Raw genomic sequence first — 13,835 nt, 5'->3', positions numbered from 1 at the left:
CTCTCTGATTGCAGGATGGTAAAGCCTTACTAGGCTTTTTCATGACTCACATTCAATCAGAGGGAAATGCCATGGGTATCATCGGAACCATCTTTATCGGCTTGATCGTCGGTCTGCTCGCACGTTTCCTCAAGCCTGGCGACGACAGCATGGGCTGGATCATGACCATCCTGCTGGGTATCGCAGGTTCCCTGGTCGCCACCTACGGTGGTCAGGCCCTGGGCATCTACCAGGCAGGCCAAGGCGCAGGCTTTATCGGTGCGCTGATCGGCGCCATCGTGCTGCTGGTGATTTACGGTCTGCTGCGAAAAAAATGATTTAGCGTCGAGCCCTCTGCGCTGCGCAGGCGCAGAGGGTTAGAATGCTCGCCACTTGTAATTGCCGAGCCTCTCCATGCGCCGTCTTCTGCTGACTCTCCTTTTGCTAGGCTCTGGCCTTGCCCACGCTGGCGAATTGCCGGAAACCGACTGGCTCGACCTGATGCCGCTGTCGGATCAGAAAGCCCTCGAAGCAATGCCTGAAATCGACCACAACTCCCCCGAAGCCCAAGGCACGTTCACCGACAAAGGTGGCTTGAAGCAGAGTAAGGGGTTGCCAGCGGTGATGTATTCCACCAAAACCGTGGCCGCCATGAACGGCAAGAGCATCCGTATCGGTGGCTACCCCGTGCCATTGGAAACCGACGCCAAGGGCCGCAGCACGCTGTTCTTCCTGGTGCCGTACCCTGGCGCTTGCATCCACGTGCCACCACCGCCGCCTAACCAGTTGGTGCTGGTGCGCTACCCAAAGGGGTTGAAGCTGGATGATATTTACACGCCGCTGTGGGTGACGGGCACATTGAAGGTCGAGAAGGTCAACAACGACCTGGCCGATGCGGCGTACGCGCTGGATGCGGGAAAGGTGAGGGCGGTAAAAGAGTCCGACCTCTAAAGCCCAGCACCTGCTCCCACATGTTTACAAGGTGAGGCCGCGGATGCTCACACCCAGCGTGTGACTTTCGCCCGGCGCCAGACTCACCACATCGTCCAGCACATTGGCCGTTTCGATGCACAGCATGCCCCGCCAGCCATCATCGGCCATGTCGTCAAACGCTTTGGCGCGGTCAGTCCAGGGGTTCCAGATAACGGTCGACGTCGAGCCCTCGGCCGTCAGTTGGACGCGGCGCTGCCAGTCTTTATCGACAATGCTCAATTGGGACGGCGTATCAAGATAGATGCGATCGGTCTCGGCGGTGAAATGCAGCAGACCGGTTTGCGTTTTCTCGGTCCAGCCGTCAGCGGTGTCGATATACGCCAGCCCGTCGAGGCCTTCGACCTGCACGTTGCGCACGTCGCTTACGGCGAAGTAGGTGTGCAGCGCCTGGCTGAGGGTCACGGTGTCGGTGCCGCGGTTATGGCTGGTTAGGCGAATGTGCAGCTGATCGTCCAACAGCAGGCTCAGCTTCAGGTCAACCTGATGCGGCCAACCGGGGAAGCCACCCTCGGGCACCGGCAGTAGCAGATCCACCTGAAGCGCGTCGCCAACCGGCGTCACCGTGTCGAGCGTCCAGATCGCGGTGCGCACAAAACCATGCGCGCCGGCCGGCTCGTCGCTCTGGCGCATGGCCTTCACGCTTTGCGGGTTGCGGTCAAACACGCCAAACCACGGCCAGCACACCGGCACACCGGTACGAATGCCTTTGCCCTTTTTGAACACGGCCTGTTGGTTAGGCCAAATCAGCGGCTGTTCGCCCTGGCGCTGGTAACTGAAAATGTGCGCGCCCTGTTGGGCCACCATCAGTTCGGCGCCGTTGTGGCGGATGCGCCAGCAGTCCAGTTGGTCGATTTGCACGTTCTCTACGTGGGGCGTAGGCATAACAGGCACTCTTAATGGCAGGCAATGGGGCAATTGACCGTCAAAACCCTGCGAGGTTTAACGCGCGCGCGATGGAACCGAGCGCGTGCGGCCGCTGCCATCGATGGCGACAAACACGAACACCGCCTCGGTAACCTTGCGCCATTCGCTGGACAGCGGGTCGTCGCTCCACACTTCGACCATCATCTGGATCGAGCTGCGGCCGATTTCCAGCGCCTGGGTATAGAACGATAATTGCGCGCCAACCGCCACCGGCACCAAAAAGGCCATGCGATCAATCGCCACGGTGGCCACGCGGCCGCCCGCGACCTTGCTGGCCATTGCAGTGCCGGCCAAATCCATCTGCGCAACCAGCCAGCCGCCGAATATATCGCCGAAGCCATTGGTTTCACGCGGGAGCGCGGTGATTTGCAGGGCGAGATCGCCTTGCGGGATAGGATCTTCTTGTTCGAGTTCGATCATGCCGGGGGTGCCTCTGACCCGTGACGCTTTTTTATAGGTGTAGCAAAGTGGATAGCCGACTGGTGGAAAAACGGTTCAGCACCAACATACTCCGTTCGACACGTTTCTCGTAAGGCGTACTAAAGGGAAACTCTGCCAAACCGGCTGGGTGGCGCCCAACGGCGGTTTGGCACAGCAGCCCCTCAAGCCTGCGGCTCTGACGCTGGCAAGGGCCGAGTATATCGACACCCTGACGCCACGACGACCTCCCGGCGCTCATTTGGTCGGCAATTAGTGGCTGTATCGGGGCTTTTTACGGCAACTGTGCTTCTGGTGTGCTTTTGCAAGCGATTTGCTATCTTGCCGAACCCCTTCTGGCTCTGCCCAAGCTATGTGCTTGCCGTTCTGACTAATAAGAGAAGCCTTGCCATGTCCTCCGTGCCCGAAAGCAGCGCGCAACCGTCGCGCCCGCTGACCCGCAACGACTACAAAACCCTGTCGCTGTCTGCCTTGGGCGGGGCGCTTGAGTTCTACGATTTCATCATTTTCGTGTTTTTCGCCACCGTGGTCGGAAAACTGTTCTTCCCGCTCGACATGCCGGAGTGGATGCGCCAGATGCAGACCTTCGGCATCTTCGCCGCCGGCTACCTGGCGCGCCCGCTGGGCGGCATCATCATGGCGCACTTCGGCGACCTGCTGGGCCGCAAGAAGATGTTTACGCTGAGCATTTTCATGATGGCCGTGCCGACCCTGATCATGGGCCTGCTGCCGACCTACGCGCAGATCGGCCTGTGGGCGCCGATCCTGTTGCTGCTGATGCGCGTTATTCAGGGCGCGGCAATTGGCGGCGAAGTCCCCGGCGCGTGGGTGTTCGTCTCCGAACACGTACCGTCGCGCCATATCGGCTATGCCTGCGGCACGCTGACCTGCGGCCTCACCGCCGGTATCCTGCTGGGTTCGCTGGTGGCCACTGCCATCAACACTCTTTATAGCCCGGAGCAGGTGTCGGATTTCGCCTGGCGCATCCCGTTCCTGCTCGGCGGTGTGTTTGGCCTGCTGTCGGTGTACCTGCGTCGCTGGTTGCATGAAACACCGATTTTCGCCGAGATGCAGCAACGCAAGACCTTGGCCGCCGAACTGCCACTGGGCACGGTGCTGCGTGACCACCGTGGCGCCATCGTGCTGTCGATGCTGCTGACCTGGTTGCTGTCCGCCGGCATCATCGTGGTCATCTTGATGACCCCGAGCGTGCTGCAAACCGTCTACCACTTCAGCCCGACCGTTTCCCTGCAAGCCAACAGCCTGGCCATCATCACCCTGAGCTTGGGCTGTGTTCTTTCCGGCGCACTGGCCGACCGCTTCGGCGCCGGCCGCGTGCTGGTTGTGGGTTGCCTGCTGTTGCTGAGCAGCTCCTGGACGCTTTATCACAGCCTCGTCGCCTACCCCGAATGGCTGTTCCCGCTGTACGCCTTGACCGGCTTGTGTGTAGGCACTATCGGTGTGGTGCCCTACGTGATGGTCAAAGCCTTCCCGCCGGTGGTGCGTTTCAGCGGCTTGTCGTTCTCCTACAACGTGGCTTATGCGGTATTTGGCGGGCTGACGCCGTTGGCGGTGTCGCTGCTGATGAAAGAAAGCCCGATGGGCCCGGCTTACTACGTTGCGGTCATTTGCGTGATGGGGATGGTGGTGGGCGGGTATCTGTGGGCGCGCGGTCGCTGACCTCTGATGGTATTTCACATGCTTTGCGGTAGTGGCCTTTCATCCAATTGTCATATTTCGGACATAGAGTGTTCACACGGCCTCTCGATACTTGGCCCCGTTCCAATTATCCCTATCTGCTAGGAGCAAGGCATGAAACTGAAGCGTTTGATGGCGGCAATGACTTTTGTCGCTGCTAGCGTTGCGACCGCCCACGCGGTGGCCGCTGGTGTTGACCCGGCAATTGCGGCTTACGCCAAGACCACTGGCGTATCGGGCAACTTGTCCAGCGTTGGTTCCGACACTCTGGCTAACCTGATGACCTTGTGGGCTGAGTCCTATAAAAAGGAATACCCGAACGTCAACATCCAGATTCAGGCTGCCGGCTCCGCCACTGCACCACCTGCGCTGACTGAAGGCACCTCTAACCTGGGCCCGATGAGCCGCAAGATGAAGGACACCGAACTGGCTGCCTTCGAGCAGAAGTACGGCTACAAGCCAACCGCTATCCCGGTGGCTGTGGATGCCCTGGCGGTGTTCGTGCACAAAGACAACCCGATCCAGCACCTGACGATGGAACAGGTCGATGCGATCTTCTCCTCGACGCGTCTGTGCGGTGCCAAAGCCGACGTGAAAACCTGGGGCGACCTGGGTGTGACCGGCGACCTGGCCAACAAGCCAGTGCAACTGTTTGGTCGCAACTCGGTATCCGGCACTTACGGCTACTTCAAGGAAGAGGCCCTGTGCAAAGGCGACTACAAGCCTAACGTGAACGAACAACCTGGTTCGGCTTCGGTTGTGCAGTCGATCAGCTCTTCGCTGAACGGCATCGGTTACTCGGGCATCGGCTACAAGACTGCCAGCGTGAAGACCGTGGCCCTGGCCAAAAAAGGCAGCACTGACTTCATCGAAGACAGCGAAGAAAACGCCCTGAACGGCAAATACCCGCTGTCGCGTTTCCTCTACGTTTACGTCAACAAAGCCCCGAACAAGCCTCTGGCCCCGCTGGAAGCTGAGTTCGTGAAACTGGTTCTGTCCAAACAGGGCCAGGAAGTCGTGGTAAAAGACGGCTACATCCCACTGCCGGCCAAAGTTGTCACCAAGGCCCTGGCTGACCTGGGTTTGAAAGAAGGCAACTAAGCCTGCAATACCTGGTGTAGATGCATGTTTTTGTGTGGGAGCGGGCTTGCCCGCGATGCTGGCGACGCGGTGTAGAGTTGAAACTGCATTGATGCCATCGCGGGCAAGCCCGCTCCCACATTAAACCGTCTACACCCCTAACTCTTTAGTCCGCTGGCAGCCCTGCTACGCGGCGGATTTCTTGCGTCACTGCACTGTCATCTTTCTGTCATACAGGACCGCTAGGGTGTGCGCATGAATGATCTGGCCAATTCCACCATGACGACGATTTCCCCTCCCAAGCGCATTGATTTCAATACGCCTGAGCTGCAACGCAAGCGCCGTATTCGCGCGCTCAAAGATCGCCTGACCCGTTGGTATGTGTTGATTGGCGGCCTCGCCGTCCTCGGTGCGATTACCCTGATTTTCTTCTTCCTTGCCTACGTCGTCGCGCCCTTGTTCCAAGGGGCTTCGCTGACCAAGGAAGACGCGCTGACGCCCGCCTGGATTCAGGACGCCGGCAAGCCGTTGCTGATCTCCCTCGAAGAACAGAACCAGGTCGCCATGCGCGTATCCGACAAGGGCCAGGCGCTGTTCTTTAATGTGCAAACCGGTGACGAGCTCAAACGTGTCGACTTGCCGCTGCCGGCCGGCGCCAGCGTCGTGTCTATCGGTAAAGACCAGCCAGGCAGCCCGCTGGTGATTCTCGGTTTGTCGAATGGCCAGTCTCTGGTGTTCCGCCACACGTACAAGGTGTCCTACCCGGACGGCAACAAGACCATCACGCCGGCCATTGAATACCCTTACGGTGACACGCCGATCGTGCTTGATGAGCAGGGCCGCGCGCTGGAGCACGTCGCGCTCAATGCCACCGATTCGTCGCTGGTGGTTGCAGGTTCTGCCGGTTCGTACTTGAACGTGCTGACCCTGAGCCGCGAAGAAAACATGATGACCGGTGAAGTCACCAGTGAGCAGAAGCGTGTCGAGCTGCCGCAAATGACCGAGCCGGTGAAGGCGATCTTTATCGACCCACGCCAGCAGTGGCTGTATGTGATCAACGGCCGTGCCCTTGCCGATGTGTTCAGCCTGCGCGACAAGAGCCTCAACGGTCGCTATAAATTGCTCGAAGACGGCGCCGCTGAAATCACCGCCAGCACCCAACTGGTCGGCGGTATTTCGTTGATCGTCGGTAACTCCAAGGGTGGCCTGGCGCAATGGTTCATGGCCCGGGACCCGGATGGCGAGCAGCACCTGAAGCAAATTCGCACCTTCCAGATGGGCACCTCGCCGATTATTGAAATCACCGCTGAAGAGCGTCGCAAAGGCTTCACTGCCCTCGACGCCTCCGGCAAGTTCGGCGTGTTCCACAGCACTGCGCACCGCACCCTGTTGGTTGACCCGGTGGTCGACGGCCCAGGCCTGTTCGGCCTGTCGCCACGCGCCAACCGTGTGATCGTCGAAACCGGCGGCAAGCTGCAACCCTTGACGCTCGACAACCCGCACCCGGAAGTGTCGTGGAGCGCGTTGTGGAGCAAGGTCTGGTACGAAAACTACGACGAGCCTAAATACGTCTGGCAATCGACCGCCGCCAACACCGATTTCGAACCTAAAATGAGCCTGGCGCCGCTGACCTTCGGTACGCTGAAAGCCGCGTTCTATGCGATGTTGTTGGCCGCACCGCTGGCCGTCGCCGCCGCCATTTATACCGCCTACTTCATGGCCCCAAGCCTGCGCCGCAAGGTCAAGCCGGTGATCGAGCTGATGGAAGCGATGCCGACGGTGATCCTCGGCTTCTTCGCGGGCCTGTTCCTGGCGCCGTATGTGGAAGGGCATCTGCCGGGTATTTTCAGCCTGCTGATGCTGTTGCCGATCGGTATTCTAGTCGCCGGTTTTGTCTTCAGTCGCCTGCCGGACTCGATCCGCCTGCGGGTGCCGGATGGCTGGGAAAGCGCGATCCTGATCCCGGTGATCCTGTTTGTGGGCTGGCTCTCGCTGTACATGAGCCCGTACCTGGAAACCTGGTTCTTCGGCGGCGACATGCGCATGTGGATCTCCCACGACCTTGGCATCACCTACGACCAGCGCAACGCCCTGGTCGTCGGCCTGGCCATGGGCTTTGCGGTGATCCCGAACATCTACTCCATCGCCGAAGACGCCGTGTTCAGCGTGCCGCGCGGCCTGACGCTGGGCTCGCTGGCCCTGGGTGCCACGCCGTGGCAGACCATGACGCGCGTGGTGATCCTGACCGCCAGCCCGGGGATTTTCTCTGCGCTGATGATCGGCATGGGCCGCGCTGTGGGCGAGACCATGATCGTGCTGATGGCCACCGGTAACACGCCGGTGATGGAGATGAACCTGTTCGAAGGCCTGCGCACATTGGCGGCCAACGTCGCGGTGGAGATGCCTGAGTCGGAAGTCGGCGGCAGCCACTACCGCGTGCTGTTCCTCTCGGCGCTGGTGCTGCTGTTGTTCACCTTCATCATGAACACCCTCGCCGAGCTGATTCGTCAGCGTCTGCGCAAGAAATACTCGTCGCTTTAAGAAAGGTAGAAGTCTGTGAAACAGAACTCCCTGAATGGATGGTTCAAGAGCGGCGCCCCCGGCGTCTGGATCAGCGGTGGCGCAGTGTCCATCGCGGTCATCATGACCATCGGTTTGCTGGCTGTGATTGCGGTGCGTGGTTTGGGCCACTTCTGGCCGGCCGACCTGATCCAGGCCAACTACAACGTGCCGGGCCAGGAAAACCATATCGTCATCGGCGAAGTGGTGCAGAAGGAAGAAGTACCCCGCGAGCGCTTGAAAAGCGCTGGCCTGCCGGTGCCCGACCAAGGCCCGGAGTTCATGACCCGCGAGCTGATCAAGGTCGGCAACCGCGACTTGAACGGCAACGATTTCACCTGGATTGTCGGCGAGTGGCTGAAGGACCAGACCAAGCCCGCAGAGCTGATGGCCATCGAGCGTCGTGAGTGGGGCAACTTCTACGGCACCCTGGTCAACGTCAAGCAGGATGGCAAGGTCATCGCTCAAGGCGAAGCGGCGTGGCCGGAGCTGCAAGCGCGTGTCGAGCGCGTGAACAAGCTGGCGGCGCAGCTCAAGAGCCTGGAAAAAACCGACATCGGCGCGATCAACGCCGGGCTGGAACGCATCCGCCTGCACGGTCGCAAGCTGGAGCTGGAAGGCAAGCTGGACGCTACCGCTCAGGCTGATATGGACAGCGGCCGCGCCGAACTGAACAACCGCTACAAGGACATCGAAGCGCGCCTGGCTGACCTGCACACCCAGTTCAATCGCGACAGCCTGACCGCCCGCGATGCCAACGGCAAAGAACTCGAAATCGGCATCGGCAAAGTCGTGCATGCCTACCAGCCGAACGCCATGGGCTACATCACCAAGGTCGGCTTCTACTTCAGCAAGGTCTGGGAATTCCTCAGCGACGACCCACGGGAAGCCAACACCGAAGGCGGGATTTTCCCGGCGATCTTCGGCACCGTAATGATGACCCTGATCATGGCGATGATCGTGACCCCGTTCGGCGTGCTGGCGGCGGTGTACCTGCGTGAGTACGCCAAACAAAACACGCTGACGCGGATTATCCGCATTGCCGTGAACAACCTGGCGGGCGTACCGGCGATTGTTTACGGCGTGTTCGGCCTGGGCTTCTTTGTGTACGTACTGGGCGGCTCGGTCGACCGTCTGTTCTTCGCCGAAGCCCTGCCGGCCCCGACCTTCGGCACGCCGGGCCTGCTCTGGGCCTCGCTGACGCTGGCGCTGCTGGCAGTGCCGGTGGTGATCGTGGCCACCGAAGAAGGCCTGGCGCGAATTCCGCGCACGGTGCGCGAAGGCTCGCTGGCACTCGGCGCGACCAAAGCCGAAACGCTGTGGAAGATCGTGCTGCCGATGGCCAGCCCGGCGATGATGACCGGCATGATCCTCGCCGTGGCCCGCGCCGCCGGTGAAGTGGCGCCGCTGATGCTGGTGGGTGTGGTGAAGTTGGCACCGTCGCTGCCGCTGGATGGTAACTACCCTTACCTGCACCTGGATCAGAAGATCATGCACTTGGGCTTCCATATTTATGACGTCGGCTTCCAAAGCCCTAACGTCGAAGCCGCACGGCCGTTGGTCTACGCCACCGCGTTGCTGCTGGTGCTGGTGATTGCCACGCTTAACCTGTCAGCGGTGTGGATTCGTAACCACCTGCGCGAGAAGTACAAAGCGCTGGACAGCTAACCGAACCAATGCGGGAGGGGGCTTGCTCCCGATAGCGATGTGTCAGCCAGCACATGTGTTTCTGATACACCGCTATCGGGAGCAAGCCCCCTCCCACAGTGAACCGCGCCACACACAGATTTGAGGTAAACCGCCAGGCCCAATCATGAAGCTGGCGGTTCAACGAAATGAATTGGTAGCACAGGGAGCATCCCATGCAACACGAAACCCCTACCCATGGCATCAACATGCAGGCTTTGGGTCGCGACAAACAGAGCCTGAGCCTGGCCCAGGAAACCGTGGCCATCGAAGTGCCGGGCCTGAGCCTGTATTACGGTGAGAAGCAGGCGCTTTTCGATGTCAGCATGAACATCCCCAAGCAGCGCGTGACCGCCTTTATCGGCCCGTCCGGCTGCGGCAAGTCCACGCTGCTGCGCACCTTCAACCGCATGAACGACCTGGTGGACGGCTGCCGTGTAGAAGGCGCGATCAACCTCTACGGCACCAACATCTACCGCAAGGGCGAAGACGTGGCAGAGTTGCGTCGTCGCGTGGGCATGGTGTTCCAGAAGCCCAACCCGTTCCCCAAGACCATCTACGAAAACGTGGTGTACGGCCTGCGCATCCAGGGCATCAACAAAAAACGCATTCTTGACGAAGCCGTTGAGTGGGCGCTTAAAGGCGCCGCGCTGTGGGACGAGGTAAAAGACCGCCTGCACGAATCGGCACTCGGCCTGTCCGGCGGCCAGCAGCAACGTTTGGTCATCGCCCGCACCATCGCGGTGGAGCCGGAAGTCTTGCTGCTCGACGAACCCTGCTCTGCGCTCGACCCGATTTCGACACTGAAAGTTGAAGAGCTGATCTACGAGCTCAAATCCAAATTCACCATCGTCATCGTGACCCACAACATGCAACAGGCCGCGCGGGTTTCCGACTACACAGCCTTTATGTACATGGGCAAGCTGGTCGAGTTCGGCGACACCGATACGCTGTTCACCAACCCGGCTAAAAAACAGACCGAAGACTACATCACCGGTCGTTATGGCTAGTTGGAGCAGCTGCAAGCCGCACGCTTCAAGCGGCCAGTAAAGACAGTTCAGCGTAACCATACAAATCAGCTTGTGGCTTGCAGCTTGTAGCTTGCGGCTAAATTAGATTTGCGGAGCAAAACCATGATTTCGAAGGAAGGACTCACCCATCACATCTCCGCGCAGTTCAACGCCGAGCTTGAGGAAGTGCGCAGCCACCTCCTGGCAATGGGCGGGCTGGTAGAGAAGCAAGTCAACGATGCGGTTACCGCGCTGATCGAGGCCGACTCGGGCCTGGCCCAGCAAGTGCGTGACATTGATGACCAGATCAATCAGATGGAACGCAACATCGATGAAGAATGCCTGCGCATTCTCGCGCGTCGCCAGCCCGCGGCGTCCGACCTGCGTTTGATCATCAGCATCTCCAAGTCAGTGATCGACCTGGAGCGCATCGGCGACGAGTCGACCAAAATCGCGCGTCGCGCTATTCAGCTCTGCGAAGAGGGCGAAGCGCCGCGTGGTTATGTGGAGGTGCGGCATATCGGCGACCAAGTGCGCAACATGGTGCGCGATGCGCTTGACGCCTTTGCCCGCTTCGACGCCGACCTGGCGTTGTCGGTGGCCCAGTACGACAAGATCATCGACCGCGAGTACAAGACCGCCCTGCGTGAGCTGGCCACTTACATGATGGAAGACCCGCGTTCTATTTCGCGGGTATTGAGCATCATCTGGGTGCTACGCTCCCTGGAGCGAATCGGCGACCATGCGCGTAATATCTCTGAGCTGGTGATTTATCTGGTGCGCGGCACCGACGTGCGGCACATGGGCCTTAAGCGCATGAAGGCCGAAGTTGAAGGCTCAGCCGATCAAATCCCTAATGTTTCGGGCGAATCTGACGATAAGTAAGGTTGCCCGAGAAATTAACGCCCGGCCTTTGGTCGGGCGTTTTTGTTTGTGGCAGCTGAATTATTTGCGCAGCGGGATCAATAAAATCCGGCTGTGATTAGCAGGTTTTGGCAAAATGCCATCAGTCAGGCGTTCTGCGTGCCGAAGTTTTTATAGGATGAAGGGTCGATGAGTAAAGTCAGTGTACTGGTGGTGGATGACGCCTCGTTTATCCGCGACCTGGTAAAGAAGTGCCTGCGCAACTACTTCCCGGGGATCAAGCTTGAAGACGCGGTGAACGGTAAAAAGGCCCAAGCCATCCTGATGCGCGAGACCTTCGACCTGGTGCTGTGCGACTGGGAAATGCCCGAGATGTCTGGCCTTGAACTGCTGACCTGGTGCCGCGAGCAAGCGCACCTCAAGGCCATGCCGTTTGTGATGGTGACCAGCCGTGGCGACAAGGAAAACGTGGTTCAGGCGATTCAGGCCGGTGTATCCGGCTACGTCAGCAAGCCGTTCACCAACGAACAGTTGCTGAGCAAGGTCAGGCAGGCGCTGCACAAAGTCGGCCGCCTTGACGCGTTGATTGCCAGTGCGCCGACCAAGATGAACTCGGCCTTCGGCAACGATTCCTTGAGCGCCCTGACCGGCGGCAAGCCTGAGGCGGTCAAATCGGCGCCGGTAGCGGCCGCGCCGAGCAAAGGCCTGCTTAATAACCCGCCCGCGCCAGCCCCCGTATCGGCGTCGCCGGCCGGCGGTCGTGGTCAAGGCCAATTGCGCCTGTCCAGCGGCACCCAGCAGTGCGTAATCAAGGCGCTGAGCATCAAGGAAGCGCTGCTGGTGGTGCGTCGCGGCGAAGTCCTGCCCCAAGTACTGGAAAGCGCGGTACTTGACCTTGAGCAAGGCGACAACGCCGAAGTAGCCCGCCTCAACGGCTACCTGCACGCCATTGTTGCTTTCGAGCCGAAGCCCGACAGCGACTGGCTGCAACTGACCTTCCGGTTCATCGACCAGGATGCCCAAAAGCTCGACTACATCTCCCGGCTGATCGCGCGCGGTACGGCGCAGAAGCATTTTGTGCCGGGTGCGTGATCGCCTGAGTAGCGGGAATCGACCGGCTGTCTGATTCCCGTCGAGTGGCTTGATCTATATCGGTTTAGATATATTCTCTTGATGTCGCAGCGACTTTATCAAGCCTTTGCGATGCCTTGAAACACACCTCCAGCGCTTATAGTCGAATCGTCGATTACGCTTTTTCTTTCCAGCAAAGGAGAAGCTAATGCCGAGGCACAAGGATGTGGTGTTTTTAGGAAGTTCGCTAAAGGATCTGAAGGCATTCCCTCTGGATGCCCGAAGGGCAGCAGGTTTTCAGTTGGACTTATTGCAACAGGGTGAACAGCCTTTTGACTGCAAGCCCATGAAAACCATCGGTAGGGGTGTCAGTAAGATTCGCATCGCTGAGGAATCGGGAGCGTTTCGAGTGTTCTATGTGGTCAGTCGGCCTCAAGCTGTCTATGTGCTGCACGCACTGCGCAAGACCACACAGAAAACTGAAGCGCGTGACATCGAACTGGCTCGCGCCAGATTGCAGGAGTTAGGTTAAGCCCATGACAGACCCAAAAATTCACACCGAACATTTCAGCAGTGTTTGGGATGCCCTGGAAGAGACGCCCCAGCAAGCCGCCAACATGCGCCTGCGCTCAAAGCTGCTTTTGGAACTGTGCAAGACCATTCGTGGTTGGGAGCTTTCTCAGAAGGATGCAGCGCAACGGCTCGGTATCAGCCAGCCTCGCCTTAATGACGTGCTTAATGGCAAGATCGATAAGTTTTCTCTCGATGCATTAGTCAACTTATCGGCGGCCGCACAGCTGGACGTGGACATCTGTTTTAGCGTGCTGACGCATGACCTTACACAGCCTTGTCACTGACTTTTGCTTATGCGCGCACTGCTGTTTTGTGGGCTGTTCACCGCCGCGACCTCGGCCATGTGCATGACCCTCTACAAAGCCACCGATGCTAATGGCGTAGTGTTTTTCAGCGATCAGCCAAGCCCTGGCGCTCAGGCGTTTGTGATTCAGGAGCGCAAACCGGCGCGAGCGCAGCGGCCGGTGCCGGGCGTGCCTCAAACGCGTTATCCACAGCGCGCCTATCGTTATCCGGTGCCGTGGCGTGGCGGGCCGTTTCGCCTGAGCCAAGGGCCGAACGGCAGCTTCAGCCACACCGACGCCAAGAGCCGCTACGCCCTGGATATTGCCATGCCCGAAGGGACTCAGGTCATCGCGGCGCGCAGCGGCAGGGTGGTGAAGACCGAGAACGATCAAGCCGGGCATGGCGGTGATGCGTCAGGCAATTTTGTGCGGGTGCAGCACGATGACGGCACTGAGGGCGTGTACCTGCACCTCAAGCAAGGTTCGGTCAGCGTGCGGGTCGGCAGCGTGTGGCGGCAGGCAGCCCACTGGCGTTGTCGGGCAATACCGGCAACAGCAGCGGGCCGCACCTGCATTTTGTGGTGCAGCGCGCCACTGAGGCGGGGCTGGTGTCGATCCCGTATGAGTTCAACCAGCCCGTAGGCACATTGCCCAACTTTGCGTTGGGCAACTGAGG

13 protein-coding genes and 1 pseudogene are annotated in these 13,835 nt (G+C 59.6%); 12 read left to right on the top strand and 2 right to left on the bottom strand.

Annotated elements, in window-relative coordinates:
- The first annotated feature begins 71 nt into the window (after positions 1-71).
- Together F0169_RS07140 and F0169_RS07135 are read left to right on the top strand one after the other, a co-directional pair.
- Positions 72-317, top strand: a complete 246-nt coding sequence (locus F0169_RS07140; RefSeq protein WP_010168336.1) for a GlsB/YeaQ/YmgE family stress response membrane protein — start codon at positions 72-74, stop codon at positions 315-317.
- Positions 318-393: 76 nt separating this feature from the next.
- Positions 394-930, top strand: coding sequence for a DUF3299 domain-containing protein (locus F0169_RS07135; protein WP_058415749.1), 537 nt, complete (start codon positions 394-396; stop codon positions 928-930).
- Positions 931-954: 24 nt separating this feature from the next.
- Here F0169_RS07135 and F0169_RS07130 read toward each other — a convergent pair whose 3' ends face one another.
- Positions 955-1,854 (bottom strand): D-hexose-6-phosphate mutarotase, encoded by a 900-nt coding sequence (locus tag F0169_RS07130; protein WP_152746098.1) that lies wholly within the window; start codon positions 1,852-1,854, stop codon positions 955-957.
- 57 nt (positions 1,855-1,911) lie between these two features.
- A complete protein-coding gene (locus F0169_RS07125) occupies positions 1,912-2,316 on the bottom strand; it encodes an acyl-CoA thioesterase (RefSeq protein ID WP_003176975.1) in 405 nt (134 codons plus the stop codon).
- A gap of 408 nt (positions 2,317-2,724) precedes the next feature.
- Here F0169_RS07125 and F0169_RS07120 point away from each other — a divergent pair, with 408 nt between their 5' ends.
- The 10 genes and pseudogenes from F0169_RS07120 (at position 2,725) to F0169_RS07075 (ending at position 13,833) form a co-directional block, all read left to right on the top strand.
- Positions 2,725-4,014: an MFS transporter gene (locus F0169_RS07120; protein ID WP_058415747.1), complete on the top strand. Its 1,290-nt coding sequence runs from the start codon at positions 2,725-2,727 to the stop codon at positions 4,012-4,014.
- Between the two features lie 132 nt (positions 4,015-4,146).
- Positions 4,147-5,133, top strand: a complete 987-nt coding sequence (locus tag F0169_RS07115; protein ID WP_058415746.1) for a phosphate ABC transporter substrate-binding protein PstS — start codon at positions 4,147-4,149, stop codon at positions 5,131-5,133.
- Positions 5,134-5,619: 486 nt separating this feature from the next.
- Entirely contained in the window at positions 5,620-7,653 is a 2,034-nt protein-coding gene (locus F0169_RS07110; RefSeq protein ID WP_172979358.1) for an ABC transporter permease subunit, read from the top strand.
- Between the two features lie 15 nt (positions 7,654-7,668).
- On the top strand, positions 7,669-9,339 hold the full coding sequence (pstA, locus tag F0169_RS07105) for a phosphate ABC transporter permease PstA (protein WP_058415744.1): 1,671 nt from the start codon (positions 7,669-7,671) through the stop codon (positions 9,337-9,339).
- A 194-nt stretch (positions 9,340-9,533) separates the two neighbouring features.
- Positions 9,534-10,367, top strand: a complete 834-nt coding sequence (gene pstB, locus F0169_RS07100) for a phosphate ABC transporter ATP-binding protein PstB (protein WP_058415743.1) — start codon at positions 9,534-9,536, stop codon at positions 10,365-10,367.
- 123 nt (positions 10,368-10,490) lie between these two features.
- Positions 10,491-11,252: a phosphate signaling complex protein PhoU gene (gene phoU, locus F0169_RS07095; protein WP_058415742.1), complete on the top strand. Its 762-nt coding sequence runs from the start codon at positions 10,491-10,493 to the stop codon at positions 11,250-11,252.
- A gap of 168 nt (positions 11,253-11,420) precedes the next feature.
- Positions 11,421-12,323 carry a response regulator gene (locus F0169_RS07090; protein ID WP_058415741.1) on the top strand — a complete coding sequence of 301 codons (903 nt, stop codon included), beginning with the start codon at positions 11,421-11,423 and terminating at the stop codon, positions 12,321-12,323.
- A gap of 187 nt (positions 12,324-12,510) precedes the next feature.
- Entirely contained in the window at positions 12,511-12,834 is a 324-nt protein-coding gene (locus F0169_RS07085; RefSeq protein WP_152746096.1) for a type II toxin-antitoxin system RelE/ParE family toxin, read from the top strand.
- A 4-nt stretch (positions 12,835-12,838) separates the two neighbouring features.
- On the top strand, positions 12,839-13,159 hold the full coding sequence (locus F0169_RS07080; RefSeq protein WP_058415739.1) for a helix-turn-helix domain-containing protein: 321 nt from the start codon (positions 12,839-12,841) through the stop codon (positions 13,157-13,159).
- Positions 13,160-13,162: 3 nt separating this feature from the next.
- A pseudogene (locus F0169_RS07075) lies at positions 13,163-13,833 on the top strand (peptidoglycan DD-metalloendopeptidase family protein).
- Positions 13,834-13,835: the final 2 nt, after the last annotated feature.

Source organism: Pseudomonas kitaguniensis (assembly GCF_009296165.1).
In the GTDB taxonomy this organism is placed as follows: Bacteria; Pseudomonadota; Gammaproteobacteria; order Pseudomonadales; family Pseudomonadaceae; genus Aquipseudomonas; species Aquipseudomonas kitaguniensis.
This window is presented reverse-complemented; position numbering and strand designations above follow the sequence as displayed.